17 protein-coding genes are annotated in these 25,937 nt (G+C 71.0%); 4 read left to right on the top strand and 13 right to left on the bottom strand.

The features are described from left to right. Positions 1-77: 77 nt before the first annotated feature. From ABIC63_RS22255 to ABIC63_RS22245, 3 genes are read right to left on the bottom strand one after another with little or no spacing between them, the layout of a single operon-like run. Positions 78-959, bottom strand: coding sequence for a citryl-CoA lyase (locus tag ABIC63_RS22255; protein ID WP_502935903.1), 882 nt, complete (start codon positions 957-959; stop codon positions 78-80). After that, a complete protein-coding gene (locus ABIC63_RS22250; RefSeq protein WP_354321411.1) occupies positions 956-2,155 on the bottom strand; it encodes a CaiB/BaiF CoA transferase family protein in 1,200 nt (399 codons plus the stop codon). The genes ABIC63_RS22255 and ABIC63_RS22250 overlap by 4 nt, the downstream gene beginning before the upstream one ends. Positions 2,156-2,158: 3 nt before the next feature. Next, positions 2,159-3,127 carry a Bug family tripartite tricarboxylate transporter substrate binding protein gene (locus ABIC63_RS22245; protein ID WP_354321410.1) on the bottom strand — a complete coding sequence of 323 codons (969 nt, stop codon included), beginning with the start codon at positions 3,125-3,127 and terminating at the stop codon, positions 2,159-2,161. Between the two features lie 185 nt (positions 3,128-3,312). Between ABIC63_RS22245 and ABIC63_RS22240 the strand changes: the two genes are divergently transcribed. Further along, positions 3,313-4,215 carry an IclR family transcriptional regulator gene (locus ABIC63_RS22240; RefSeq protein ID WP_354321409.1) on the top strand — a complete coding sequence of 301 codons (903 nt, stop codon included), beginning with the start codon at positions 3,313-3,315 and terminating at the stop codon, positions 4,213-4,215. A 60-nt stretch (positions 4,216-4,275) separates the two neighbouring features. Here the strand turns inward: ABIC63_RS22240 and ABIC63_RS22235 are convergent, their stop codons facing one another. The 10 genes from ABIC63_RS22235 to ABIC63_RS22190 all read right to left on the bottom strand — a co-directional run bounded on the left by ABIC63_RS22235 (position 4,276) and on the right by ABIC63_RS22190 (position 22,933). Next, complete coding sequence (locus tag ABIC63_RS22235) at positions 4,276-5,052, bottom strand: alpha/beta hydrolase family protein (protein WP_294375160.1); 777 nt, start codon at positions 5,050-5,052, stop codon at positions 4,276-4,278. Continuing rightward, entirely contained in the window at positions 5,036-6,202 is a 1,167-nt protein-coding gene (locus tag ABIC63_RS22230; RefSeq protein ID WP_354321408.1) for a DUF3182 family protein, read from the bottom strand. Before ABIC63_RS22230 ends, ABIC63_RS22235 begins: the two co-directional genes overlap by 17 nt. A 70-nt stretch (positions 6,203-6,272) precedes the next feature. Beyond that, positions 6,273-6,512 carry a DUF3606 domain-containing protein gene (locus ABIC63_RS22225; protein WP_234197810.1) on the bottom strand — a complete coding sequence of 80 codons (240 nt, stop codon included), beginning with the start codon at positions 6,510-6,512 and terminating at the stop codon, positions 6,273-6,275. Between the two features lie 95 nt (positions 6,513-6,607). After that, on the bottom strand, positions 6,608-11,707 hold the full coding sequence (treY, locus tag ABIC63_RS22220) for a malto-oligosyltrehalose synthase (protein WP_354321407.1): 5,100 nt from the start codon (positions 11,705-11,707) through the stop codon (positions 6,608-6,610). 189 nt (positions 11,708-11,896) lie between these two features. After that, positions 11,897-13,807 (bottom strand): malto-oligosyltrehalose trehalohydrolase, encoded by a 1,911-nt coding sequence (gene treZ / locus ABIC63_RS22215; protein ID WP_354321406.1) that lies wholly within the window; start codon positions 13,805-13,807, stop codon positions 11,897-11,899. A 22-nt stretch (positions 13,808-13,829) separates the two neighbouring features. Then, on the bottom strand, positions 13,830-14,747 hold the full coding sequence (locus ABIC63_RS22210) for a mechanosensitive ion channel family protein (protein WP_502935902.1): 918 nt from the start codon (positions 14,745-14,747) through the stop codon (positions 13,830-13,832). Next, positions 14,744-18,097 (bottom strand): maltose alpha-D-glucosyltransferase, encoded by a 3,354-nt coding sequence (gene treS, locus ABIC63_RS22205; protein ID WP_354321405.1) that lies wholly within the window; start codon positions 18,095-18,097, stop codon positions 14,744-14,746. The genes ABIC63_RS22210 and treS overlap by 4 nt, the downstream gene beginning before the upstream one ends. A gap of 33 nt (positions 18,098-18,130) precedes the next feature. Next, positions 18,131-20,200 (bottom strand): alpha-1,4-glucan--maltose-1-phosphate maltosyltransferase, encoded by a 2,070-nt coding sequence (locus ABIC63_RS22200; protein WP_354321404.1) that lies wholly within the window; start codon positions 20,198-20,200, stop codon positions 18,131-18,133. Further along, positions 20,197-22,131, bottom strand: coding sequence for a 1,4-alpha-glucan branching protein GlgB (glgB, locus tag ABIC63_RS22195; RefSeq protein WP_354321403.1), 1,935 nt, complete (start codon positions 22,129-22,131; stop codon positions 20,197-20,199). Before glgB ends, ABIC63_RS22200 begins: the two co-directional genes overlap by 4 nt. 253 nt (positions 22,132-22,384) lie before the next feature. Further along, positions 22,385-22,933 (bottom strand): DUF3455 domain-containing protein, encoded by a 549-nt coding sequence (locus ABIC63_RS22190; RefSeq protein WP_294375181.1) that lies wholly within the window; start codon positions 22,931-22,933, stop codon positions 22,385-22,387. A 236-nt stretch (positions 22,934-23,169) separates the two neighbouring features. Here ABIC63_RS22190 and ABIC63_RS22185 point away from each other — a divergent pair, with 236 nt between their 5' ends. The 3 genes from ABIC63_RS22185 to ABIC63_RS22175 all read left to right on the top strand — a co-directional run bounded on the left by ABIC63_RS22185 (position 23,170) and on the right by ABIC63_RS22175 (position 25,879). Beyond that, on the top strand, positions 23,170-23,748 hold the full coding sequence (locus ABIC63_RS22185; RefSeq protein ID WP_294375182.1) for an RNA polymerase sigma factor: 579 nt from the start codon (positions 23,170-23,172) through the stop codon (positions 23,746-23,748). 43 nt (positions 23,749-23,791) lie between these two features. Continuing rightward, positions 23,792-24,547, top strand: coding sequence for an anti-sigma factor (locus ABIC63_RS22180; protein ID WP_354321402.1), 756 nt, complete (start codon positions 23,792-23,794; stop codon positions 24,545-24,547). A 765-nt stretch (positions 24,548-25,312) separates the two neighbouring features. Beyond that, the gene (locus ABIC63_RS22175; protein ID WP_354321401.1) at positions 25,313-25,879 is read left to right on the top strand and encodes a fasciclin domain-containing protein; all 567 of its coding nucleotides are present in this window, start codon (positions 25,313-25,315) and stop codon (positions 25,877-25,879) included. The last annotated feature ends 58 nt before the right edge of the window (positions 25,880-25,937 follow it).

Here is a 25,937-nt window from a genome sequence, read left to right as displayed (position 1 = left end):
CCGACCCCGGCGCTGGCGCGACCACGGCGCGTCGACGGACCGACTGCCGCACATGCCGGCCCGTCGACGCGCCAGCCTCAGCGCTGCGCCGGCACCTCGCGCGGCGGCGGCCCGTCGTAGGTGGGCTGGTACTGCCGCGGGATGGGGCCCTTGATGCGCACGTCCTGCGCGGTCTGCTCCCACGCATGCGCCAGCACGCCCACCGAGCGCGACAGGCAGAACAGCCCGCGCGCCAGCGGCGCCGCAAAGCCCAGCTCGGCATAGATGACGGCCGTGGCGCCGTCGATGTTCATGGGAATGGGCCTGCCCTTGGCGGCCGCCAGGCGCGCCTCGACCGCGCGGCCGATGCGGGCGAAACGCCCATCAACCTCGCCGGCCGCCGCGGCCTCGTCCACCAGCGCCAGCAGCGGCGCCGAGCGCGGATCCACCGGATGGAAGCGGTGGCCGAAGCCCGCCACCACCTTGCCGCGCGCGGCGATGAAGGCGTCCAGGCCTTCCTGCACGGCGCGGTCCTCGTCGGCACCGGCGTCGATGCGGGCGGCGATGTCCTCGTACAGCTCCACCGCCTGCTCGCCCGCGCCGCCGTGCACGTCGCCCAGCACGTTCACGGCCGAGGCCATGGCGCTGTTCAGGCCCACGCCGCAGGTGGCGGCCATGCGCGCGATGGCGATGCTGGGCGCCTGCGGGCCGTGGTCCACGGCGGCCATCAGCGCGGCCTCCAGCAGCGCGGCCTGGCCGGGCGTGGGCAGGTCGCCGCGGGTCATCAGCCAGATCATCTGGGCCAGGCTCACCCGCTCGCGGATCAGGTCCTGGATCGGGTAGCCGCGGTAGCGGATCACGCCCGGCGACATGTCGATGATCGAGGTGCGCCACCAGTCCTCGGTGGTGCGGCGGGCATCGGGGGCAGGCTTGGCGCCGCCGGCGGAAGCACCAGCCGGCAGGGATGCGGGATCGGTCATATGGCTTGTTCGTCTTGCAGTTGTGCGATCTCCTCAGCCGAGTAGCCGAGGCTGGCCAGGATCTCCGTGGAATGCTGGCCCAGCGTGGGCGGCGGCGTGTCGACGCGCGGCGCCTGGCCGTCGATCTTGAAGCCGGTGCGCACCACGCGGATGTCGCGGCCCACGCCCGGCACGTCGTCGAAGCGGCCGATCATGCCGCGGCCGGCCACCTGCGGATGCGCCAGCGCCTCGCCCACGGTGTAGACCGGCCCGGCCGGCACGCCGGCCTGGTTGAGCAGCGGCCACCAGGCCTCGGTGGTGCGCGCAGCCAGCGCCGCTTCGAGCTGGGCCTTGAGTTCGGCGCGGTGCTGCAGGCGGCCCTGGCGCTCGCGGAAGCGCGGGTCCTGCGGCAGGTCGGGCCGCCCCACCACGCGGCACAGGGCCTCGAACTGCTCCTGCTTGTTGGCGGCAATGTTGAGCAGCCCGTCCGCCGTGCGGAAGGTGCCCGAGGGGCTGGCCGTGAAGTTGTCGTTGCCCATGGGCTGCGGCGCGCGGCCGGCGATCAGGTGGTTGGAGACCACCCAGCCCATGGTCGCCATCACCGCCTCGAGCATGGAGACGTCGATGAAGGTGCCGCCGGTGCGCTGCCGGTCGGCCAGTGCCGCGGCGATGGCGAAGGCCGCCGTCATGCCGCCGATGGTGTCGGCCATGGGGTAGCCCACGCGGTAGGGCGCGTTGTCGGGCGCACCGGTGATGCTCATGGTGCCAGACATGCCCTGGATGATCTGGTCATAGGCCGGCAGGTCGCGCAGCGGCCCGTCCTGGCCGAAGCCGGAGATGGCGCAGTAGACGAGCCGCGGGTTCTCGGCCAGCAGTTCGTCGTAGCCCAGGCCCAGGCGCTGCATCACGCCGGGGCGGAAGTTCTCCACCAGCACGTCGGCCGTGCGCACCAGGCGGCGCAGCACCTCCTTGCCCTCGGGCTTCTTGAGGTCGACGGTGATGGAGCGCTTGCCCGCGTTCTGCGCCAGGAAGGACACGCCCATGTGGCGGCGGTTGAGCTCGGCATCGGCACCCAGTTGCCGGGCCAGGTCGCCGCCCTGGCGGCTCTCCACCTTGACGACGTCGGCGCCCATGTGGGCCAGCTGGTGGCAGGCGAAGGGCCCGGCCAGCACATTGGTGAGATCGAGGACGCGGATGCCCTGCAACGAAGCACCCATCCTTCAATCCACCCGCGCGCCGGACTCGCGCACGGCCGTGCCCCAGCGCGTCTGCTCGCTCTTCATGAAGGCGCCCAGCTCGGCCGCCGTGCCGCCGCGGGCCGCGCTGCCCTCGTCGCGCAGGCGGGCGATCACGTCGGGGCGCTTGAGCGCGGCATTGGCCACGGCATTGAGCGCATCCACCGCCTCGGCCGGCGTGCCGGCGGGCGCCACCAGGGCCTTCCAGTCCTCGGCGACGAAGCCGGGGTAGCCGGACTCGGCCACCGTCGGCACGTCGGGCAGCACCTCGATGCGCTGGCCCGAGGTCACGGCCACGGCGCGCAGCTTGCCGGCCTTGACCATCGAGATGACGCTGGGCGGCGTGGCGAAGTAGATGTCGGTCTGGCCGCCCAGCATGTCGGTGATGGCCGGGCCGGCGCCCTTGTACGGCACATGCATCACCTGGATGCCGGCGCGGCGCGCGAACATTTCGCCGGCCACATGGCCCACCGTGCCGGTGCCGGCGGAGGCCATGGTCAGCTGGCGGGTCTTGGATTGGATCTTGAGGTCGGCCAGCGTGTGGATGGCCGAATCGGCCCGCACCACCAGCACCACCGGCTGCGAGGCCAACAGCACCACCGGCGCGAAGTCCTTGGCCGCATCGAAAGGCATGCGGCTGTAGAGCGCGGGGTTGATGGCCAGGTTGGCCGTCTGGCCGGCGCCGAAGGTGTAGCCGTCCTTGCGGGCCTTGGCCACGGCGTCGAGGCCGATGTTGCCGCCGGCGCCCGGCTTGTTGTCGATGACGAAGTTCCAGCGCGTGTCCTTGGCCGTGATCTCGTTGACCACGAGCCGCGTGAGCACGTCCGTGCCGCCGGCCGGCGGGAAGGGCACCACGATCTTGATGGGCTGGGTGGGAAAGCCGGCCTGCGCGGCGGCCAGGGCGCCGTGCAGGGCGAGCGTGGCGCACAGCGCCAGACGGTGGAAGGTCTTCACAGGGGTCTCCTTTGCTTCATGCAGTTCTATTAGACAGAACGTCAATCTGTTGGATAGAACTTTAGACCGGTCGGAGCGCCAAGGCGCACCGGGTTAACCCTGGCATTCCCGGCGCGTCGGGCGCGCAGTTCGGCCATGTCACACTGCGGCCGCTCCCGCGAACCGACCTTCCTCCCGCCGCCGCCATGACCGACGCCGCCCCCTCGCCTGCCGATCCCGCCGCCGACGCCGCTGCCTCCGACTCCAGTGGCGTGGCCGTGCTCGACCGGGCCTTCGCGCTGCTGGCCGCCTTCGACGCCGACAGCGCGCGGCTCACGCTGTCGGAGCTGTCGCGCCGCACGGGCCTGTACAAGAGCACGGTGCTGCGGCTGCTGGGCGCGCTGGAGCACGGCGGCTTCGTGCGGCGACTGCCCGACGGGCAGTACGCCATCGGGCCGCAGCCGCTGCGGCTGGCGGCGGTGTACCAGCGCTCCTTCCAGGTAGGGCATGTGATCGAGCCGCTGCTGGAGCAGCTGAGCGCCGCCAGCGGCGAGACGGCCTCCTTCTACGTGCGGCATGGCCTGCAGCGGGTGGCGCTGTTCCGCGTGGAGCCCGCGCGCTCGGTGCGCGCCTCGGTGCAGGTCGGCCAGGGCTATGCCATCGGCCAGGGCGCCTCGGGCAAGGTGCTGATGGCCTTCGGCCTGCAAGGCGAGCCCGACCTTCCCGAGCTGCCGGAAGCCGACGCCATCCGCGCCCAGTTCTGGGCCACCTCCTGGGGCGAGCGCGACCCCGAGACGGCCTCCGCCGCCGCGCCGGTGTTCGGCGTGGGCGGCGCGCTGCAGGGCGTGCTGGCCATCTCCGGCCCGCGCCAGCGGCTCGAACAGGGCGACACCATGCGCACCGCCTGCCGCCAGGTGCTGGAGGCCGCGCGCAACGCCACCGCGGCGCTGGGCGGCAACGTGAGCGGCTTTACCGCCAGCCTGGCTGCGCTGGCCGTGACTGGAGACACCGCCCACCTTTCGCGCAACCCAACCAATGCACAACACCTTCTCGGCGCTATCGAACAATTCGACGGCGAACGTGCCAAGCGTCTCTCACCGAAAGAGTGAGGTGGGTCCGGACCCATACGGCCGTCCGGCACTGAACGGAACGCCGCACGGGCGCCTGCCTCAGGGCGGGCTGACCGGCGCCCGCGAGGCCGCCATGTCGGGCGCCACATGCAGCCCGCGCATCATCTCGGTCATCCACGTCACCAGCAGCGCGCCGTAGGCCTTGCGCCAGGCTTCCTTCGACAGCGCATGGTCCGCGCCCGACAGCACCCGGTAGGTGACCGAGCGCACGGCGCGGAAGGAGCCCAGGTAGTTGGCGATGACCGGATGCGGCACGGTGCTGTCGTGCTCCGACTCCACCACCAGCACGTCGCCACGGAAGGCCTCGCAGGCGCCCAGCGCGCGGTTGGCCTCCGGCGCGATGGAGGTCAGGCGATAGGCGGCCAGATCGCTGCGGCTGAGTTGGCCCTTGGGCACTTCCCAGTCCTCGTCGCGGTAGAGCGCGGGCGCGCGCATGGCCAGCCAGCGCACCGGCCGCAGGCCCGTGACCAGCGCCGCCAGGTAGCCGCCGTAGCTGCTGCCGACGATGGCGATGGCGGTGGGGTCGACGGCGGGGTGGCCGGCCAGCGTGTCGTAGGCGGCCAGCACGTCGCGCAGGTTGTCCTCGCGCGTCACGTCCAGCCGCTGCGCCGCATGGCGCGCGTGGCCGCGCAGGTCGAAGGTCAGGCACACGCAGCCGAGTGCGGCGATCTCGCGGGCCCGGGCCAGGTACTGCGCCTGGCTGCCGTCCCAGCCATGCACCAGGAGCACGCCGGGCACCTTGGCCGCGGCCACCAGGGTGCCGTCGATCTTCTGGTCGTCGACGGCGATCTGCAGGGTCTCAAGCTGGGTCTGCATCGGGAAGGATCAGCGCATAGCGGGTGATGAGGCCCACGCTCGGGTCCACATCGCGGTAGTAGATCTGCGCGCCCTCGGGCGGTTGCTCCTCGCCATAGCACTCGCCGCTGGCGGCGCGCAGCCGCTGCAGGGTGGGGTCGGCATGGAAGCGCTCCAGCGCGGCGATCTCGGCGCTGGTAGCGCCGCCCAGGCGCCAGGACTGCTCCAGCACGCCCGATCGCCACTGGCCGTGCACGTCCATGCCCTGCGCCACGTCGTAGTTGATGCGCGAAGCGAAGAAGCCGGCATAGCTGCGCTCCACCGCCGCGTGGTAGCTGCGCGCCTGGGCCACGGCCAGGCGCAGCGCGTCGGGCAGGAAGGGCTCGGCCATCAGCACGTCCAGGCCGCCGCGCACCAGCGTGAGCTGCGAGCCGCCATACACCGCCTCGCCCTGGTTGTCGTAGGTCAGCCGCTGATGGCCGTGGTAGCTGAGCACCAGGCTGCCGACGATCACCTGGCCCACGCTCACGGTGTCGGGATGGCGCAGGTTCTCTTCCAGCACCACGCCATCGGCGGCGATGGCGGGCTCGCCCAGCGCCTCCAGCTGGCGGTCCAGCGATTCAGTGTCGTGGGCCACGCTCTGCCCCCGGCCGGCGGTGCCGCGCACGGCCTTCACGCGCACGGGTCCGCGGGCCAGCAGCATCCGGCCAGCTCGCTGCGCCTCCGCCAGGCTGAAGGCGGTGTAGCCGTGCAGCACCGCATCGGCCGATTGCGCGGCAAAGTCGGCCGACCAGCCTTCGGGCCGCGCCGCATCCGCATCGACCAGCGGATGGGTGATGGCCTTGGTGGCGACGAAGGAATGGGGAACGACGCCGCCGAACAGGTCGTGCGGGCCTTGGATGCCGGCGACGCGCGCGTCAGCAGCGGTGAGGGTGTCGTTGGGCACCACGTACTGGGGTGCACCGGCGGGCCGCTGCGGATTGAAGTCGCCGGCAAAGCGGTGGCCCTTGAGGGCCGCCAGCCGCTGGGCGAAGTCGGTACGGGCGGCACGCTCGTGGGCGCTGTCGTAGCCTCGGCCGGCCACATGCCAGAGCCAGGTTTCACCCGGCGGGGTGCCCGGCGCGGGCATCAGCGGAGGGGCCAGGCCCTCCTCGAAATCCAGTGGGGGCATCGGTGCTCTCCAGTGTCCGGTGGCCATGGAGCGATGCTGCGAAGGCGGCCGGGCGGCCGCGTAGGTGCTTTCAGGCAGTGAGCGTCGGCCACGGCGCGGCGGCGGGCGGCCGGGCGCCCCAGCCGTCGCGCATGAGGCGGCGCACGGCGCCGGGCGAATCGCCCACGCGCTCCACGGCCAGGCGCAGCAGCGATTCGGTGACGCCGAATTCGCCCATCCAATAGCTCACGTCGTCCCGGCAGTCGAGGTGGATGCGCTCGGGGTGCTGGAGCACGCTGCCGGGGAACACGGCGCTTTGCAGGGTAGTCATGGCTGTCTCCGTCGGACCTGGATGTGGAGCACCATGATGAGGCGCGACGCCTCCAAAAGCAGCAGGCATCGGCCGGCCGCCATGAAGGACGCCGCCTACACCGCGTGTTCCGCGGGCACCAGCACCGCGCAGGGCAGCGTCTGCAGCAGCGCGTCGACGGCCACCCAACCGCCCTCGACATGGCGCCCGCTGAGCACGTCGCGCCAGCCGCCCGGGCGCTGCGGCAGCGCCAGCGTGGTCGCCGCCCAGGCCTGCGCGTCCCAGCCCTCAGGCGGCGGCGCGTCGCGCCGGTCGTCATCCTGTTCGGCAAAAAACCGGCCCGCGACGAAGACGAGCGCATCGTCCCCGGCCTGCCGGGTGAAGGCGACGACGGCCTCGTCGGCCGGCCCATGGGCGTACAGGGGCTGGTGGTCGCCGTCGCGCACCAGGGCGGCATGCTCGCGGCGCATTTGCAGCAGGCGCCAGGCCGTCCACAGCTTGGCTTCGCCCAGGCGCGCGGGCGTCATGCGCTCGGCCAGGCCCTCGGCCATGCGCTCCGGACGGGCGGCCAGGGCCTCCAGGCCGGCCAGCAGCTCGCTGCGCGCCGCGTAGTCGACCGGGCGGCGGTTGTCGGGATCGACCAGGCTGAAGTCCAGGCACTCGGTGCCCTGGTAGGTGTCGGGCACGCCAGCCGAGCAGAACTTGAGCGCCGTGAACACCAGCGAATTGAGGCCGCCCCACCAGGCCAGCCGCGCGGCCAGCGGCTCGAAGTCGGCGCGGAACTCCTCGCTGTCCACCACGCCGCGCACGAACTGCGCCAGCGCGCCTTCGTAGGCCTCGTCGGGCATCACCCAGCTGGTGTGGCGCTTGCCCTCGCGCGCGGCCTTGTGCATGTAGCGCACCAGCCGCTCGGCCAGCTCCTCGCGGGCCTCTTCGTCGGCGCCTCCGGCGGGCCAGATGCCCAGCATGGTCTGGTAGAGCAGGTATTCGTCGGCGCGCGACGGCGTCACGCCGTGGTCGAGCAGCGCGACCTGCGCCTCCGGCTCGGCCAGCGCATGCCAGCGGCGCAACGCCAGGCGCCAGGTGGCCGGCATCTCCGAGAGCACATGCAGGCGCATGCGCACGTCCTCGGCGCGCTTGTTGTCGTGGGTGGAGCTGGCCAGCAGCGTGTGCGGCCAGCGGCGGGCGCGGTCGGCGCTGGCCTCGTGGAACTGCTCCAGCGTGAAGCCGAAGGTGGCCGGATCGCCCCCCACCTCGTTGAGCGAGGCGAGCGGATACCAGCGGTAGAAGGCCGTGTCCTCCACGCCCTTGGCGGCCACCGGCGCACTGAACTGCTGGAAGCGCGCCGCCAGCCGCAGCACCTGCGGATGCAGCACCGGGTCGCCCGCATGCAGCTCGCCGCGCAGCGCCTGGCCGACGAAGTCGTAGATGCTGTCGTCGGCCAGCTCGCCCCGCTCGCGCGCGGCGGCGATGGCATCGTCGATGTAGCGCTGGTCCTGCGCGGAAAGGCCGCGGTCGGTCACGTAGCTGCGGTAGACGCGCATGCAGGTGGCCACCTCGGCCAGCGCGCGGCGCAGGTTGTTGAGCGTGTAGTCGCGCGTGCGGCGGTCGGCGCGGGCGATGCGCAGCGCGGCCGTGGCGATCATGGTCAGGTCCGAGGCCAGCGCATTGCGGGTGACGGCCCGCTTGCCCAGGTACTCGACCTCGTGGAAGGGCGCGTCCTCGCCCGTGAAGCCACGCCAGATGCGGTCGAAGGCGGCGTCCGATTCGGTCTGCACCAGCACGCCCGCGGCCACATTGGCGAAGCGGTAGCCGGTGGTGCCGTGGATGGCCCAGGCCTCGGGCACCTCCTCGTGGCCGGCGGCGATCTTCTCGGCGACCACGTAGAGCGGCCGCTCGGGCCGCCCGCTGCCGTCATCGGCCGCCAGGCGCCGGCCGGTGCGCCGCGCAAAGCCCTGCTGCAGCCGGTCGAAGTACGCGGCCGGGTCGTGCAGGCCGTCGGGATGGTCGATGCGCAGGCCGTCCACCAGGCCGCGCGCAGCCAGGTCCAGCGGCAGGGCATGCGTGGCCTCGAAGACCTCGGGCCGCTCCATGCGCAGCGCGGCCAGCTCGTTGACGTCGAAGAAGCGGCGGTAGTTGATCTCGTCCGAGGCCACGCGCCAGAAGGCCAGGCGGTAGTGCTGCGCCTCCAGCAGCTGGTGCAGCGCCTCGCGGTGGCGCGGATGGTTCCAGCGCGCCACGGCCGCCTGCACGGCGCTGCCGAAGGCAACCGATTCGCCGATCAGCGCGGCCAGGCGGGCCTGGGCGGCGGTCTTGTCGCGGGCGCGCCGCGCGGCGTCGTCCGCGCCGGCGGGCAGCGACTCGAAGGCCTGCGCCACGCCGGCCAGGGCGGCCGCGTCCTCGGGACCGGCCATCAGCGGCTCGGCCGAGCGAAGCACGGGCGCATAGCTTTCGGGCGCGACCGGGAAGCAATGGTCGTGGTAGTGGATGGCCAGCCGGCCGCCCGTGGCGTCCAGGCCCAGCTTCAGCTCGCCGTCGTCCAGCACCTGTCCGTAGGCGCCGCCCAGGACGGCCAGCAGCACCTTGCCGGCCAGCTCCGGGTCGGCGGGCTGCCATTCGATGTCGAAGTGGCTGGCGTAGAGGGAGGCGGGGCCGTTTTCCAGCACGTCTTCCCACCAGGGGTTGTCGCCGCCGAGCACGCCCATGTGGTTGGGCACCAGGTCCAGGATCTGGCCCATGCCGTGGCGCTGCAGCGCGGCGCAGAAGCGCATGAAGCCGGCCTCGCCGCCCAGCTCGGGGTTGATCTGGTCATGCGCCACCACGTCGTAGCCGTGGGTGCTGCCCGGGCGCGCACGCTGCAGCGGCGAGCAATAGACATGGCTGATGCCCAGCCGCTGCAGGTAGGGCAGGATGGCGATGGCATCGTCGAAGGTGAAGCCGGCATGGAACTGCAGCCGGTAGGTGGCCCGCGGCAGGCGCAGCGGATGGCGCACCGGGCCCTCGGCCGCAGCCGCACCGCCCACGGCCGGCCGTTCGGCGGCCACGGCGGCGGCGATGGCGGCCACGCGCGGCGCCTGCGCCCACTGCTCCACCGGCAACGCCAGCCGCCGGCGCCAGTTGGGATGCTCGTTCACCGTGCCCGGCAGGTTGGCCTGGCCGCGCTCGCCCAGCAGATCCTCGGCCTGCACCATCAGCAGCCGCGACGGCGCCTGGGCCAGCCAGCCGTGCACGGCGGCCGCGGCCTCGGTGCCGAAGTCGCCACTGCCCAGCAGGCGCGCACCCGCCTCGGCATCGAGCCGGCCGGCATCCTCCAGCGCGAAGGCCAGTTGCACGCGGTCGGCCGCGCGTTCCGCCAGTTGCTGGCGCGCCATCTCGTCGCTGGGGTAGAGCTGCAGGCGGATGCGCTCGCCCAGGTCGGCCCCCGACCACCAGCCTTCGAGCGTGGCCAGGTCGTGCGTGCTCACCGCCGCCAGCGCCTGGGCCGGGTAGGCCGCGGGGCGCTTGAAGGCGGCGCCTTCGCGCTCGAACACCATCAGCCGGTACGACAGCAGGCCGTAGCGCTGCATGAGCGCCCGCGTAGCGTCGGTGACGGTGCCCAGGTCCTCGCCGATGACGACGCAGCGCTGGCGCCGGCTTTCGAGGGCGACGATGGCCATCATCTCCTCGGCCGGATAGGCCACGTAGGCGCCGCTGGCGGCCTTCTCGCCGGGCGGAATCCAGAACAGGCGGGTCAGTCCCATCACATGGTCGATGCGCACCGCGCCGGCGTTGCGCATGCTGGCGCGCAGCGCCTCGATGAACAGGCCGTAGCCGCTGGCGCGCAGGGCCGCGGGCCGCATGGGCGGCAGGCCCCAGTCCTGGCCCAGCAGGTTGAGTGCATCGGGCGGCGCACCCACGCTGGCGCCGGGCGCGAAGACGTCGCCGCCGGCCCAGGCGTCGGCGCCGTGACGGTCCACCGAGACGGCCAGGTCCAGGTACAGGCCGATGGCCATGCCGCGGCTGCGGCACTGGCGTGCGGCGGCCTCGAGCTGGCTGGCGGCCAGCCACTGCAGCCAGGCCTGGAACTCGACCTGCGCCGCATGCTGCTGCGCGAAGGCCTTCACCTCGGCCGAGCCCGGATCGCGGTAGGCCGCAGGCCAGCAGGGCGGGCCCCAGCAGTCGGGATCGCGGGCACGCAGGTGACGGCGCAGGGCCTCGAAAGTGGCATGGCGCTGCAGCGCCTCGCCACGCTGCTGGCAGAAGGCCCGGAAGGCGTCATCGCGCTGGCGCGCGACCAGGCCGGGCTCGGGCACCTGGCGCCGGGCCTGCACATGCGCGTGCAGCAACGCCAGCACTTCCAGCTTGGCGGCGGCCACGCCTTCGTGGTCCACCAGCGACTGGGCGCGCAGGTGGCCCAGCCGGGCCTGGAACTCGTCGGACGCCACCAGACGCCGCGCCTCCAGGCAGTCGGCATATTCGGGCAGGGCCTCGACGGCGATGTACAGCGGATTGAGGAAGAGCCGCGAGGACGGGCTGTACGGGCTGCACTGGCCGGGATCGTCCGGGAACAGCGCATGCAAGGGATTGAGGCCCACGGCCTGCGCCCCCAGGCCGGCGGCCTGTTCGACCAGGCGGCCCAGGTCGGCGAAGTCGCCGATGCCCCATTGCGTGTCCGAGCGCAGGCCATAGAGCTGCGCGGCCACACCCCAGTGCCGCACGCCCTCGGCATCGCCGGGTGGCGGCTGGCACGAGGCCGGCGCGGCGATCACCAGCAACTCGGCCGTGCCGACGCGCAGGCGGTGGTAGCCCATGGGCAGGGCGTCGGGCAGCTCCAGCACGGCATGGCGCTCGACGACCATGCGCCCGTCGACCTGCCGGCGCGCGCCCTCGCCCTGGCCGAAGTCGATCAGGCCCTCGTGGGCGCCGCCCTGCTCCAGTTGGAGGGTCCAGGGCGGCGCGGACTCGCCCTCGGGCCAGCGCAGGCTGAGGGGCACGCGCAGGCTGTCGGCCTGGGCCAGCAGCACCGGCGGCAATGCCGTGCGCCATTCGGCCTGGTCCATGCGTTCGATCTCGGCCTGCCACGCGGCCTCGTCCTGCGGGTCATGGCGCCCCAGGCCCAGCTCGTGCAACAGGCTGGCCAGGTGCCGCGGCTCCACCGCCACCTCGCGGCCCCAGACATCGTGGTAACGGGGGGACAGGCCGCAGCGGGCGCAGGCGCGATAGAGGGCTTCGGACATGGCGGGACAGTCGCAGGAGAAAAAGGAAACGGCTCACCCAGTGTGGACCAATCCGCCGTGGCTGGGTGGATTGCCTGGGCATGGGCGGCACCGGCGCAACGCGCAACCCGGGGCCGGGCACGCCCACGCAGTACCGGGGAATGGGCCGGGGCACGGCAGGGCGGGCACGGCGGCGGTGGTCACACCTCGTCAGGGCGCCTCGAACACGGACAGGGTGTCGTCGTCCTCGTCGAAGACCGGCAACTGCAGCAGGGCCGCACATCCGCCGCCCGGCGACAGCGCCAGCAGGGGCAGGCGCGGGCTCGGCCCGGCTGCCAGGTGGCAGCCCCAGCTGTGGAACACGCGGCCGGTGGGTGCGGCGCCCAATTGCTCGGTATCGCCCAGGTTGATGACCATCTGCAGCCAGCATAGACCGTCCGGCAGCGACGGCGTCATTTCCCACTGCAGGAAGAGCAGGTCGCCAGACAGTTGCCAGCGGCCGCTGCCCGGCCTGGCCGGCAGGTGCGGCACCACGCGGCGCTTGCGCACCGCCAGCAGCGTGCGCACCTCGTGCACGCGCTCGCGATGGCCGGGCTGCTCGCGCTCGGCCCAGTCGAGCCGGCTGGCGGTGAAGGTGCTTTCGGCATTCGGGTCGGGGATGCGGGCCCGCGCCTCGGCACTGGTGAAGCCTTCGAAACGGCCGAACTCGCGCCGGCGGCCATCGGTCACCGCCTGGGCCAGCTCAGGCCCGAAGTCGCAGAAGTACAGGAAGGGCGCGGTGGCCGCCCATTCCTCCCCCATGAACATCAGCGGCACATGGGGCGACAGCAGCAGCGCCGCGCGCAGCGCCCGCAGCCGGTGGGCCGGCGCCAGTGCCTCGATGCGCTCGCCGAAGGCGCGGTTGCCGACCTGATCGTGGTTCTGCAGGAAGGAGACGAAGGCCGTGGGCGGCAGCGTGTCGGTGGGCTCGCCGCGCGGGTCGCCGTCGCGCATTACCGAGGGCTGGCCGGTGTAGATGAAGCCGCCCGCCAGCGCCCGGCCGACCAGGGCCTTGGGCTCGCTCGCGTAATCGAGGTAGTAGCCGTCGATCTCGCCCGTGGCCTGCACATGCGCGGCATGGTGGAAGTCGTCGTTCCACTGCGCCGTGGCGTCGTGTGGGCGGCCCTCGGCGTCGCGGGTGAGCAGGTGGACGTGGTTGTGCTCGTTCTCCAGCACCACGTGGATGGCACGCTCGCGGCCGGGGCCCTTGCGCAGCGCCTCGGTGATCTCGCGCACGATGTGCAGCTCGGAGTCATCGCGGATGGCATGCACCGCGTCCATGCGCAGGCCGTCGAAGCGGAATTCCTCGATCCAGTAGAGCGCGTTGTGCACGAAGAAGTCGCGCACCGGCCGCGAGTGGTCGCCGTCGTAGTTGATGGCCGCGCCCCAGGGCGTCTGATGCGCAGGGTTGAAGAACTGCGGGCAGTAGGCGTGCAGGTAGTTGCCTTCGGGGCCGAAGTGGTTGTAGACCACGTCCAGCAGCACCATCAGGCCCAGGCCGTGGGCCGTGTCGACGAAGGCCTTGAGCGCCTCGGGCCGGCCGTAGCTGGCCTCGGGCGCGAACTGCAGCACGCCGTCGTAGCCCCAGCCGCGGGTGCCGGGGAAATCGGCCACCGGCATCATCTCGATGGCCGTGATGCCCAGCGCCGCCAGTTCGGGCAGCTTCTTGCGGGCGGCGTCGAAGGTGCCCTCGGGCGTGAAGCTGCCGATGTGCAGCTCATAGACCACCGCTTCGCGCCAGGGGCGGCCCTGCCAGTCATCGTCGTGCCATTCGTAGGCGGCCGGGGCCACCACGCGGCTCGGGCCGTGCACATCGTCGGGGTTGTGGCGCGAAGCCGGGTCGGGCACCTTCAGGCCGTCGGGCAGCACGAACCGGTAGTCGTCGCCGGCGGCGGCCATGGGCACGTCGCAGCCGAACCAGCCCTCGTCGCCGACCGCCTTCATGGGGTGCGTGGCCCAGCCGGTGCCCCGCGCACGCCGCTCCAGCACCACGTCCGCCACGCCGGGCGCCCACAGGCGAAAACGAACGCCCCCGCCCTCCAGCACCGTGGCGCCGAAGGGCATCTTGTGCTCACGTCTCATCGTTCGCTTTCAGCTTTCCATGTCAAAGAGGGGGCGGCGGATCGACCGGCCGGCGCGGGATCAGCGGATCGTCCGCGCCGCGGGCCGAGGCCGGGCGAGGCAGCGTCTCGCCATCGACCTGGGGCGCGGGCGGCGTGGCCGTGGCCGGCACCTCGGGCAGCGGGTCGAGCACCGTGGTGGGTGCAGCGGCATCGGCCGCAGTCGCCTGGACCGCCGCGGCCGCTGGCGAGGCCACGGCAGGCCCCGCAGCGCTGCCCGTGCGGGGCACACCCTCGGTCTCCGGCGGCAGCCATTGCTGGATGTGGCGCGACGCCCAATCCTTGCCGGCCAGCCCGAAAGCCAGTGCCAGCGCAAAGACGAAGCCGGCCAGGATCACCAGGAAGCTCTCGCGCACGATGTCGCCGCCGATGCGCAGGTGGTCCAGCGCGATGAGGATGACGAACACCAGGATGGCGTACTGCGCGATGCGCGAGAAGAAGGTCGCGTCGGGCATGCCCACGTTGCGGCCGTAGGTGCGCACGGCATCGCCCACGAAGCGGGCGAAGTAGGCGCCGAAGGCCAGCACCAGCAGTGCGACGAACACGTTGGGCACGAACCAGATCACCCGGCCCAGCAGGTCGGTGATGTAGGTCAGCCCCAGGCCGTTGAAGGCGATGATCAGCGCCGCCAGGATGACGGCCCAGTAGGCCAGCAGGCCCACGAGCCCCGTGGTGTCCACCCGCACCCCGCCCTGGCGCAAAAAGCCGTCCAGCCCCGCCCTTTCGGTCAGCACCGGGAAGTTGACGGCCCGCAGCGCCTTGGTGACGGCGAAGCGCACCACTTTGGCGACGAGCCAGCCGCCCACCAGCACCAGTGCCGCGAACAGCAGCCGCGGCAGGAAGGCCGCGATCTGGTACAGGAAGGCCCGCAGGGGCAACAGCTGCATGCTGAAGTCGTTCATGGATGCTCACCTCCTCGTGATGCCTCGGACACCCCCGGCGCGCGTGCCAGGGCCAGCAGCCCCTGAAGCGGCACCTGGGCCCAGTCGATGCGGTTGTTGAGTTCGTAGCGCAGCTCGTACAAGGCCTTGTCGATCTCGAAGAGCGACATCAGCGCCTCGTCCGGTGCCCCGGCGCCGGCATGGGCCAGCGTGTCGCGGTAGCCACCCAGGTAGGCGGCGCGCACGGCCGCCTCCCAATCGGCGGCCACGGCGTTCAGGCGGGCCAGCTCGTCCACGTTCTGCGCCACCCGCTTGAGGGCCGACCAGCGCGCGTAGTTGAAGGAGCGCAGCATGCCCGCCACGTCGCGCAGGGCCGGGCCCTTGGCGCGGCGCTCGTCGATGCTGCGCGCCGGCTCGCCCTCGAAGTCGATGAGGATGAAGTCGTTGCGCGAGACCAGCACCTGGCCCAGGTGGTAGTCGCCATGCAGGCGCGTCTTGATGCCGCCGGTGCCCACGCCGTCGAAGGCGGCAATGCGCTCCAGCAGCTGCGCCTGGCGTTCAATGAGCTGCCGCGCATCGCCCTGCGCGCCCTCGCCCAGCGTGGGCAGGCGCTCGGCCAGCAGGCTCATCGTGGCACGCGCATCGTCGTGGGCGCGAAGGCGCAGGGCCTCGCGGTCTTCCGACGTGAGCGGCTCGGGCGCGAAGGCCGGGTCGTCGGCCGGTGCCGACGCGAAGGCCAGGTGCATCTCGGCCGTGCGCTGGCCCAGCAGGCGCATCAGTGTGAGAAAGGCGCCGTGGTCCACCTGCGCGGCCTCGGGCGCGGCCTGGTGCTCGGCCAGGGCCCGCTCCAGGTAGGCCAGGGTGTAGTCCCAGGCGTCGCCCTGGTTGGGCACGAAGGCCTGCAGCAGGCCCAGCGTCATGACGGTGCCGTCGTTGCCGTGGTACTCGATGGCACCGGCCACCGGCACGCAGTTGGCAAAGCGCACCGTCTCCGTGAGGAAGCGGCCGATCTCCAGCTCGGGGTTGATGCCCGGCTGCACGCGGCGGTAGCACTTGAAGAAAAGCTGGTCGCCGAAGGTCAGCGCCGTGTTGCTGCTGGCCACGCTGGGCCGGCTGACGGGCAGCGCCTGGATGGCGGCGGCATCGACGCCCGTCAGGTCGCGGCTGCCGGTGAAGCGGATCTCACCCCCGGTGGCGGGCAGCACCAGGCCCTGCGCCATGGCCACCGCCACGGCATGCGCGAAGGCGGGGTCGTACATGGCGTCACCCATCACGCCCACCTGCGCCTGCTGGCGCACCTTGGCGACGACGGCGGGGGCGTACTGCTTGATGGTCTCTTCGTCCAGGTCTTCCCAGGCGATGCCCAGCGGCATGAAGTAGCGGCCGCTGCCGCTGCCCGCCTGCACATCCAGCAGCGGCAGCACATAGGCGCGCTCGCCGCGGTCCCAGGTCGCATGGTCGGCGATGCCCACGCGCTGGATCGGCTCGCCCTTGGCGCCATACCAGCGCTGCACCTCCAGGTGGCGCGGCATGACGTCGACCTCGAACTGCTCGCGCAGCCGGTCGGCCATGCCGATGCGCCAGGGCATGACGCGCTCGCGGAACAGGCTGGACCAGCCGTCGAACAGCACCAGCACCGGCCGGTCGCGCAGTTGCAGGCCTTCCTGGTGCCAGCTGGGCACGTCCACGTCGGTGGCCAGGCGGAACCAGAAGAAGCCGTACGAGGGCATCGTCAGCATGTACGGCAGCTCGCCGATGGGCGGGAAGGTGGTGCGGCCCAGCATCTCCACCGGCACGCGGCCCTTGAAGGCGCCCAGGTCCAGCTCCACCGGCTGGGCCGCGCGCGAGAGGTTGAAGACGGTGAGGATGACCTCGCCCTCGTACTCGCTCAGGTAGGCGAGCACCTTGCGGTTGCCGGGCTTGAGGAAGGTCTTGCGGCCGCGCCCGAACGCGCGGCTGGTCTTGCGCACGGCCAGCATGCGGCGCGTCCAGTGCAGCAGCGAGCTCTGGTCGCGCAGCTGCGACTCGACGTTCACGGCCTCGTAGCCGTAGATCGGGTCCATGATGGGCTGCAGGTACAGCCGCTGCGGGTCGGCGCGCGAGAAGCCGGCGTTGCGCTCGTTGCTCCACTGCATGGGGGTGCGCACGCCATTGCGATCGCCGACGAACACGTTGTCGCCCATGCCGATCTCGTCACCGTAGTAGATGATGGGCGAGCCGGGCATGGACAGCAGCATGCCGTTCATGAGCTTGATGCGGTCCTTGTCGTTGCCCATCAGCGGCGCCAGCCGGCGGCGGATGCCGAGGTTGATGCGCGCCTGCTTGTCCGCCGCGTATGTGCTGTACATGTAGTCGCGTTCGCGGTTGGTGACCATCTCCAGCGTCAGCTCGTCGTGGTTGCGCAGGAAGATGGCCCACTGGCAGCCCTCGGGGATGTCGGGCGTCTGCTGCAGGATCTCGACGATGGGGTCGCGGTCTTCCTGCGCGATGGCCATGTACATGCGCGGCATCAGCGGGAAGTGATAGCACATGTGGCATTCGTCGCCGGTGCCGAAGTACTCGCGCACGTCCTCGGGCCACATGTTGGCCTCGGCCAGCAGGAAGCGGTTGGTGTAGTTGGCGTCGATGGCGGCGCGCAGCTTCTTGATGACGTCGTGCGTCTCGGGCAGGTTCTCGTTGCTGGTGCCGTCGCGCTCGATCAGGTAGGGGATGGCGTCCAGGCGAAAACCGTCCACGCCCATGTCGAGCCAGAAGCGCATGATGCCGAACACCGCCTCCAGCACGTCGGGGTTGTCGAAATTGAGGTCGGGCTGGTGGCTGAAGAAGCGGTGCCAGTAGTACTGCTTGGCCACCGGGTCCCAGGCCCAGTTGCTGGTCTCGGTGTCGGTGAAGATGATCCGCGTGCCCTGGTAGATCTGGTCGGTGTCGCTCCAGACATAGAAGTTGCGCTCGGGCGAGCCGGCCGGGGCCTGGCGCGCACGCTGGAACCAGGGATGGTCGCTGGAGGTGTGGTTGATGACCAGCTCGGTGATCACGCGCAGGCCGCGGGCATGGGCCGCGTCCAGCATTTCCTTGAAGTCCTCCAGCGTGCCGTACTGCGGATTCACGGCGCAGTACTCGCTGATGTCGTAGCCGTCGTCGCGCAGCGGCGACGGGTAGAAGGGCATCAGCCAGATGGTGTTGACGCCCAGCTCCTTCACATAGTCCAGGCGTTCGGTCACGCCCTTGAAGTCGCCGATGCCGTCACCGTTGGTGTCGTTGAAGGCCTTGACGTTGAGCTGGTAGATGACCGCGTCGCGGTACCAGGTGGGATCCTCGGAGCTGTCGATCTCGACGTTCTCCAGGGCCAGGCGGGGTGCGGTCTGCGTCATGCGGCGCGCCTCCTCAGAAGTGACTTGTTGCTGTTATTGGTAGTAGTCGAAGTCGCGCTCGCTGCGCGTCTTGCGCAGCAGATGCATGACATGGGCCACGCTGACGGCCGGGTCGAGCCGGATGAAGTGGCGCGCGCCCTGGCACATGAAGCGCTCGCCGCCGAGCAGGTCGTGCATCTGGAAGGTCTGGCCGGGCTCCACACCGAAGCCCATGGCCGCCGGGTCGAACTGCAGCCAGCCCCACTGGGCATGGTGCGGGTCCAGGTTGACCACGGTGACGATCACGTCCTGACCATCGGGCGACTGCTTGGCCCAGGCGATGAGCTGGTCGTTGTCGATGGGCAGGAAGACCAGGCCATCGTTGCGCTGCAGCGCGGGGTGGGCGCGGCGGATGGCATTGAGGTGCGCGATGTAGGGCGCCAGGCTGTCGGCGCGGTCGCGGTCCCAGTGGCGCAGCTGGTATTTCTCGGAGTCGAGGTATTCCTCGCTGCCCTCGTGCCGCGGCAGGTGCTCCTTGAGCTCGTAGGTCGGGCCATAGATGCCGTAGCTGGCGCTGAGCATCGCCGCCAGCACCAGGCGCAGGCGGAACATGGCGTCCGAGCCGGTCTGCAGCTGCGCGTGCAGGATGTCGGGCGTGTTGGGCCAGACATTGGGGCGGAAGTAGTCCAGCCCCGGCCGGCTGGACAGCTCGGTGAAGTACGCCACCAGCTCTTCCTTGGTGTTGCGCCAGGTGAAGTAGGTGTACGACTGCGAGAAGCCCAGCTTGGCCAGCCGGTGCATCACCTTCGGCCGGGTGAAGGCCTCGGCCAGGAAGATCACCTGCGGATGGCTGCGCTTGACCTCGTTGATGGCCCACTCCCAGAACGGGAAGGCCTTGGTGTGCGGGTTGTCGACGCGGAACACCGTCACACCCTGCGCGATCCAGTGGTCGAGCACACCCTTGAGCGCGAACCACATGCCTTCCCAGTCGTCGCTCTCGAAGTTGAAGGGATAGATGTCCTGGTACTTCTTGGGCGGGTTCTCGGCGTACTGCACGGTGCCGTCGGGGCGCCACTTGAACCAGGCCGGGTGTTCCTTGACCCAGGGATGGTCCGGGGCGCACTGGAAGGCGATGTCCAGCGCGATCTCCAGACCATGCCCACGCGCGGCCTTGACCAGCGCGCGGAAGTCCTCGTGCGTGCCCAGCGCGGGCAGGATCGCGTCATGGCCGCCCTCCTCCGCGCCGATGGCCCAGGGGCTTCCGACGTCACCGTCTTCCGTCACCAGCGCGTTGTTGCGGCCCTTGCGCTGCATCCGCCCCACCGGATGGATGGGCGGGAAGTACAGCACGTCGAAGCCCATCTTCGCAATGCCGGGCAGCAGGGCCTGCACATCGGCGAAGGTGCCGTGCCGGCCCGGCTCGGGCGAGGCGGAGCGCGGAAAGAGTTCGTACCAGGTCGAGTAGCGCGCCAGCGGCCGGTCGACCACCAGCGGAAAGCCGGGCTTGAGCGCCGTGGCATGGCGCCGGTCGGGATAGCGGCGCACGATGGCCGACAGGCCCTCGTCCAGCGCCTGGGCCTTGAGCAGGGCGGCGTCCTCGCCGGCATCGGCGGCGCGGGCCTCCAGCGCAATGGCCCAGCCCTGCAGGCGGGTCGCGTCCTGGGCCTGGCCGGCATCGCGTGCGCGGCCGGCGGCGGCCAGGATCTCGGCCGCGCCCACACGTGCGGCGATGCGGATGTCGGCCGCATCCACGCGGCGCTCCAGCTCGTGGTGCCAGGACTCGAAGGCGTCCACCCAGGCCTCGACGGTGTAGCGATAGCGCCCGGGCACCGGCGGCACGAACTGGGCATGCCATTCGTCGTTCCACTTCAGCGCCATCTCGACCTCGGTCCAGGTGGCCTCGCCCTCGTGCTGCCAGTGCAGCATGACGCGCAGCATGTCATGGCCCTCGGCGAAGCAATGGGCCTCGACCGCGAAGGACTCGCCGGCCACGCACTTGGCGGCGAAGCGGCCGTTGTCCACGCAGGGCAGCACGGCATCGATGACGGCACGCTGCCGCCCATCGGCCAGGCCGATCGGGCGCACCAGCGGCTGGGCACTGAGCAGGGAGGCCGGAGCGCTCATCGGAGGAGACCTTTCTCGGATTCGGTGTCGGGCGAAAGCGGTGCGCGCAGGTAGAGCGTGGACAGCGGCGGCACCGCCAGCACCAGCGACTGCGCCTGGCGGTGGGCCGGCACCGGCACGGTGTCCACGCCGCCCAGGTTGCCCCAGCCGCTGCCGTCGAACTCCTGCGCATCGCTGTTGAGCAGCTCCGTCCAGGTGCCGGCCACCGGAACGCCCACGCGCAGGCCGGGGCGCGGCACCGGTGTCATGTTGCACACGACCAGCACAGGCGCGCCGCCTTCCTTGGGCTTGCGCAGGAAGATGTAGAGACTGCGCTCGGCATCGTCGGCGTCCAGCCACTGGAAGCCGGCCGGGTCGAAGTCGATCTGGTGCAGCGCCGGCTCCTCGCGCAGCAGCCGGTTGAGCTGGCGCACGAAGCGCTGCACGCCGCGGTGGCCCCACTGGTCGCTGACCCACCATTCCAGCTCGCCTTCGTGCGTCCATTCGCGGCGCTGGCCGAACTCGCCGCCCATGAAGAGCAGCTTCTTGCCCGGATGGGCCCACATGTAGCCGAACAGCGCGCGCAGATTGGCGAACTGCTGCCACTCGTCGCCGGGCATCTTGCCGATCAGCGAGCCCTTGCCGTAGACCACTTCGTCGTGCGAGAACGGCAGCACGAAGTTCTCGGTGAAGGCATAGACCAGCGAGAAGGTCAGCCGGTGGTGGTGGTAGCGGCGGTGGATCGGGTCGTCGTGCACGTAGTCGAGCGTGTCGTGCATCCAGCCCATGTTCCACTTCATGCCGAAGCCCAGCCCGCCCATCTCGATGGGGCGGGACACGCGCGGCCAGGCGGTCGATTCCTCGGCCACCGTGAAGGTGTCGGGATGCTCGCGGTAGACGGCGCGGTTGAGGTCCTGCAGGAAGGAGACCGCCTCCAGGTTCTCGCGGCCGCCGTGCACGTTGGGCACCCACTCGCCGGGCTGGCGCGCGTAGTCCAGGTAGAGCATCGAGGCCACGGCGTCGACGCGGATGCCGTCGATGTGGAAGCGGTCGAGCCAGTAGAGCGCCGACGAGATCAGGAAGGCCCGCACCTCGTTGCGGCCGTAGTTGAAGATGGCCGAGTTCCATTCGGGATGGAAGCCCTGCCGCGCATCCGCGTGCTCGTACAGGTGCGTGCCGTCGAACTCGGCCAGGCCGTGCGCGTCGGTGGGGAAGTGCGAGGGAACCCAGTCCAGGATGACGCCGATGCCCTGCTGGTGCAGGTGGTCGACGAAGTACATGAAGTCTTCCGGCGAGCCGTAGCGCGAAGTGGGCGCGAAGTAGCCGGTGGTCTGGTAACCCCAGGAGCCGTAGAAGGGATGCTCGGTGACCGGCATCAGCTCCACATGCGTGAAGCCCATCCAGCCGATGTATTCGGCCAGGGCGTGCGCCAGTTCGCGGTAGCCCATGAATTGCCCGTCGCGGCGGCGCCAGGAGCCCATGTGCAGCTCGTAGGTGCTCATGGGGGCGTCGAGGGCGTTGCGCGCGGCGCGGCTGGCCATCCATGCCGAGTCGCCCCATTCGTGCGTGCCGGCCCAGATGCGCGAGCCCGTAGCGGGCGGCAGTTCGGCGCTGAAGGCGAAGGGGTCGGCCTTCTCGCCCACGTAGCGGCCATCCGGGCCCCAGATGCGGTACTTGTAGGCCTGCCCGGGCTGCGCCGGGATGCCCTCGCCCTCCCACACGCCGCTGCCGTCGGACCGGGGCTGCAGGGCGTCGGCCTCGTCGTTCCAGCCGTTCCAGTCGCCGATCACCGCGACGCGGCTGGCATTGGGGGCCCAGACGGCGAAGTGGAAGGTGCCGTCGTCGTCGAGATGCGCGCCCAGCCGTTCATACAGGCGGGCGTGGCTTCCCTCGCGCAGCAGGTGCACATCCAGGGGACCGAATCGGGACGACGGAGCAGGGAGTTGGGACATGGGACCGGCGGGCTTGATGGGCAGCGTATGTTGTACCCCGCTGCCCCGGCAGCGCCCGGACGGCAAAGCCGCGGTGCCTTGTCGGACGGATGCCCACGTCCTTCGCGAGCGACGGGCATGGTCCCAATCCCACCCCGTCTTGAGCCCCTCTCCTGCGAGGGGAGAGGGAGCAGGGGCGCGCATGCCAGCCTCCCATCCTGGCCAGTGCGCCAGGTTCCATAAAAGGCAGGTGGCCCGCCGCGCCCCGCGGGGCTTACATCGCCGGCTTGTAGAAGATGTAGTCCGCCTGGTAGTTGACGACCTGCTTCTGGCCCAGGCTGGCCTGACCGCAGGGCAGCATGGGGGCGACGCCTCCCTTGGTGGCCACGCGCTGGATGTAGCTCACGCCCTGCATGGCGCCCATGCCCATGGCGGGGTTGGCCTTGACCAGCTGCAGCGGGATGTTGCCGGCGCCGCCCGGCGCGACCGCGACCTGGGTGGCGGTGACCTTGGAGCCGTCCATGCTCTCCCAGGTGGCCGGCGGGCCGTAATAGCGGCCGATGGCCTTGCCGCTGCGGTCCATCAGGCGCGCATCGGGGCCGACGAAGAACCACTCGTACTGGCCTGCCATGTCGGCCTTGGCGCGGCATTCGTAGGTGATGGTGCCGGCGCCCACGGTCTCGAGCGCGACGCGCTGGCCGGCGGGCACCTGGACAGGGGCGGGCAGGCCGGCCTGCGAGTACGGGGCCGGCATGGGCGCGGTGGCACAGGCGGACAACAGGACGGCGGCGGCCACGGTGGCCAGGGGGGCGGTCATGCGCATGGAATGCTCCTTTCGATGGGCAACAACGGGTTGAGGTTCGGGGTGGCAGTCGGCGGTCGCCCTCCGCGACCTGTCCTTGCTGCCTGCCCCGTTCGACTTACGGCCCCGTTCATGGACCGGATGCATACCCGGCGAAAGTTGAAGGACTTGTGAATTCATCGCCGCCCACCGCGCGCATCCGGCAGCCGGGAACGCGCGTACCCACCAGATGGCCGCCGCTCCCGCACAATGTCCCGATGCCTTCCGCCACGACGCCCGACGACGAGCTGCTGGGTCTGCTCGATCGTGTCGCCCGCCGCGACGCCTCCGCCCTCCAGGCGCTGTACGAACGCACCTCGTCCCGGCTCTTCGGCCTCGCGATGCGCGTGGTGCGGCAACACGAATGGGCGGAGGACGTGCTGCAGGAGGCCTTCCTCACCATCTGGCGCTCGGCGCCCGATTACCGCGCGACGCTGAGCCCGCCGATGGCCTGGATGTCGCTGATCGTGCGCAGCCGCGCCCTCGACCTGCTGCGCCGCCAGACCAGCCAGGGCGCCGACGTGACGCAGGAATTCAGCGAGACACTGGCCGACACCCTGCCCGCGTCAGGGCCCGGCCCGCAGGAGCTGGCCGATGCCAGCGAGCAGGCCTGGCTGCTGCACCAGTGCCTGCAGCAGCTGCCCAACGCGCAGCGCGAGGCGCTGTCGCTGGCCTACCTGCGCGACCTGAGCCACAGCGAGCTGGCCGCGCGCCTGGCGCAGCCGCTGGGCACCATCAAGACCTGGATCCGGCGCGGGCTGGACAAGCTGCGCGGCTGCATGGAGCAGGCGGCATGACGCGGCCCCGTCCTTCCGCCGCCACCGGCCCGAGGAGACTCGCATGAACATCGCCGCCAATGCCCGCCTGCTGGCCCTGCTGTCGGCCGCCCATGCCCTGGGCACCCTGCGGGGCGGCGCCCGCCGGCGCTTCGAGGCTCTGGCACGCGAGCAGCCCGCGGTGCGCGCGAGCGCGCTGCTGTGGCGCGAGCGGCTGACCGGTTTCGTCGAACTCGCGCCTGCGGTGAACCCGCCGGCCGCGGTGTGGACGCGCATCCGCAACCTGGTGGACGCCGACCTGCAGGAGGCCCGCCTGGCCCAGCAGAAGGCGGCGCCGTCCACCATGCCGCCGACACGCACAACGGGCTGGTGGGGCAGCCTGGCGCTGTGGCGCGGGGCCTCGGCCGCCGGCGTGGCGGCCACGGTGCTGGCCGGGGTGATCGGCCTGCAGTTCTGGCAGCAGGCACGCGAGGCGCAGCAGGTCAAGTACGTGGCGGTGCTGAACGACGACCGTTCGGCCGCATCGATGCTGGTGACCTTCGATGCGAAGCATCGCCAGCTCACGCTGCAGCGGGTGGGCGACTTCAACGTGGCGCCCGACCGCTCGCTGCAGCTGTGGGCCTTGCCGCCCGGTCGCACGCCGCAGTCGCTGGGGGTGGTGGATTCGCCCGCAGGCATGCGTCTCGCGGCCAGCGCGCAGGTGCTGCAGCAGGCACCCGCGCTCGCCGTCAGCCTGGAACCCAAGGGCGGCGTGCCGGGCGACCGCGGGCCCACGGGGCCGGTGCTGTTCCATGGGGCGTTGATCGAGAAGACGCTGTGATGGGTCTGCCCTGCATGTGCGTTCACAGCTGACAAAGGACGCACGAGGGCTGGACCGCTAACCCGGCAGAGGACGCCGGCATGCGCCTCGACGCTGTGCGCGAACCCATCCCTTTCCGCGCAGTGGGGTCTTGGGCTCGGCGCCACACAGGGGAGCCGACCCTGGACCATTCGGGCCGAGCCAACCGACTACCGTTCGGGCTGAGCCTGTCGAAGCCCCGCCCCACGGGGGTGGTGATGTATCGATCGGGGAAACATCGGGCATTCGCGAAGCGCGCCGTTCCGCCCTTCGACAGGATCAGAACGAACGGATTCGGAAGCCCTGAGCGCCAAACCCGGCCATTCGGACACACCGTCGAGGTGGAGGGCGCCGGTGTGCGTGCGGAGGTGCCATTCGCGGCGCCGTGCAGTGCGCAAGGCACGTCGGTGGAGGGCGAGCACATCACGGGTGCAACAAGCCGGTCAGCGCGAGCGTGCACCGGGAGCGCGCATGCCGGCGCCCTCTGCCGGTTAGCGGCGCAGCACTTGTGCCCCATCAACCCACGCAAGCGCAAGCCCACTCCAGAGCACCCAACCGCACAGCACAGCACGCACAGCACCTGCGAACGCCAACGTGCACCCGCAGTGCGCGCGCATCTACGCAAAAGAACGCGTGCCGGATGCATTCCCCGACGCCGCGCAGGCCGATGCCATCCAGCCTAGCCACAGGCCCGTATCTGAAGAGCCTGCCGCATATCCGGCGGTACAACAGCCCAAGGAGCCTTGCATGACTTTCTCGAAGAAGACCACCCGCATCCTCGCCGCCACCCTCACCGTCTTCGCACTCGGCGGTGCAGCCATCGGCGCATCGGCCCAGGTGACCGTGGGCGGCGCACCGATGTACGCCACCAAGGACATCATCGACAACGCCGTCAACTCCAAGGACCACACCACGCTGGTCGCCGCCGTCAAGGCCGCCGGCCTGGTCGACACCCTCAAGGGCCCGGGCCCCTTCACCGTCTTCGCGCCCACCAACGCAGCCTTCGCGGCACTGCCCGCCGGCACCGTCGACACGCTGCTCAAGCCCGAGAACAAGGGCCAGCTGACGACCATCCTGACCTACCACGTCGTGCCCGGCAAGGTCGACTCGGCAGCCCTCGTGAAGATGATCGACGACGGCAAGGGCCAGGCCATGCTCAAGACCGTGGCGGGCGGCAACCTCAAGGCCACGCGCAGCGGCAGCACCGTGAAGATCACCGACGAGAAGGGCGGCTCGGCCGATGTGACCATCGCCGACGTCTACCAGTCCAACGGCGTGATCCACGTCGTCGACAAGGTCCTGCTGCCCAAGTAACGAAGGCCGCGAACGGTCCGTTACCTTTGCGTGCGGACCGTCAGGTGCCACTCAGGGC

This window comes from Pseudacidovorax sp. 1753 (genome assembly GCF_040544975.1).
Lineage (GTDB): Bacteria > Pseudomonadota > Gammaproteobacteria > Burkholderiales > Burkholderiaceae_C > Xenophilus.
This window is presented reverse-complemented; position numbering and strand designations above follow the sequence as displayed.

Coding starts and splice junctions, on each gene's coding strand:
- ABIC63_RS22255 (WP_502935903.1), bottom strand. CDS start 959: ATGACCGATCCCGCATCCCTGCCGGCTGGTGCTTCCGCCGGCGGCGCC.
- ABIC63_RS22250 (WP_354321411.1), bottom strand. CDS start 2,155: ATGGGTGCTTCGTTGCAGGGCATCCGCGTCCTCGATCTCACCAATGTG.
- ABIC63_RS22240 (WP_354321409.1), top strand. CDS start 3,313: ATGACCGACGCCGCCCCCTCGCCTGCCGATCCCGCCGCCGACGCCGCT.
- ABIC63_RS22235 (WP_294375160.1), bottom strand. CDS start 5,052: ATGCAGACCCAGCTTGAGACCCTGCAGATCGCCGTCGACGACCAGAAG.
- ABIC63_RS22230 (WP_354321408.1), bottom strand. CDS start 6,202: ATGCCCCCACTGGATTTCGAGGAGGGCCTGGCCCCTCCGCTGATGCCC.
- ABIC63_RS22225 (WP_234197810.1), bottom strand. CDS start 6,512: ATGACTACCCTGCAAAGCGCCGTGTTCCCCGGCAGCGTGCTCCAGCAC.
- treY (WP_354321407.1), bottom strand. CDS start 11,707: ATGTCCGAAGCCCTCTATCGCGCCTGCGCCCGCTGCGGCCTGTCCCCC.
- treZ (WP_354321406.1), bottom strand. CDS start 13,807: ATGAGACGTGAGCACAAGATGCCCTTCGGCGCCACGGTGCTGGAGGGC.
- ABIC63_RS22210 (WP_502935902.1), bottom strand. CDS start 14,747: ATGAACGACTTCAGCATGCAGCTGTTGCCCCTGCGGGCCTTCCTGTAC.
- treS (WP_354321405.1), bottom strand. CDS start 18,097: ATGACGCAGACCGCACCCCGCCTGGCCCTGGAGAACGTCGAGATCGAC.
- ABIC63_RS22200 (WP_354321404.1), bottom strand. CDS start 20,200: ATGAGCGCTCCGGCCTCCCTGCTCAGTGCCCAGCCGCTGGTGCGCCCG.
- glgB (WP_354321403.1), bottom strand. CDS start 22,131: ATGTCCCAACTCCCTGCTCCGTCGTCCCGATTCGGTCCCCTGGATGTG.
- ABIC63_RS22190 (WP_294375181.1), bottom strand. CDS start 22,933: ATGCGCATGACCGCCCCCCTGGCCACCGTGGCCGCCGCCGTCCTGTTG.
- ABIC63_RS22185 (WP_294375182.1), top strand. CDS start 23,170: ATGCCTTCCGCCACGACGCCCGACGACGAGCTGCTGGGTCTGCTCGAT.
- ABIC63_RS22180 (WP_354321402.1), top strand. CDS start 23,792: ATGAACATCGCCGCCAATGCCCGCCTGCTGGCCCTGCTGTCGGCCGCC.
- ABIC63_RS22175 (WP_354321401.1), top strand. CDS start 25,313: ATGACTTTCTCGAAGAAGACCACCCGCATCCTCGCCGCCACCCTCACC.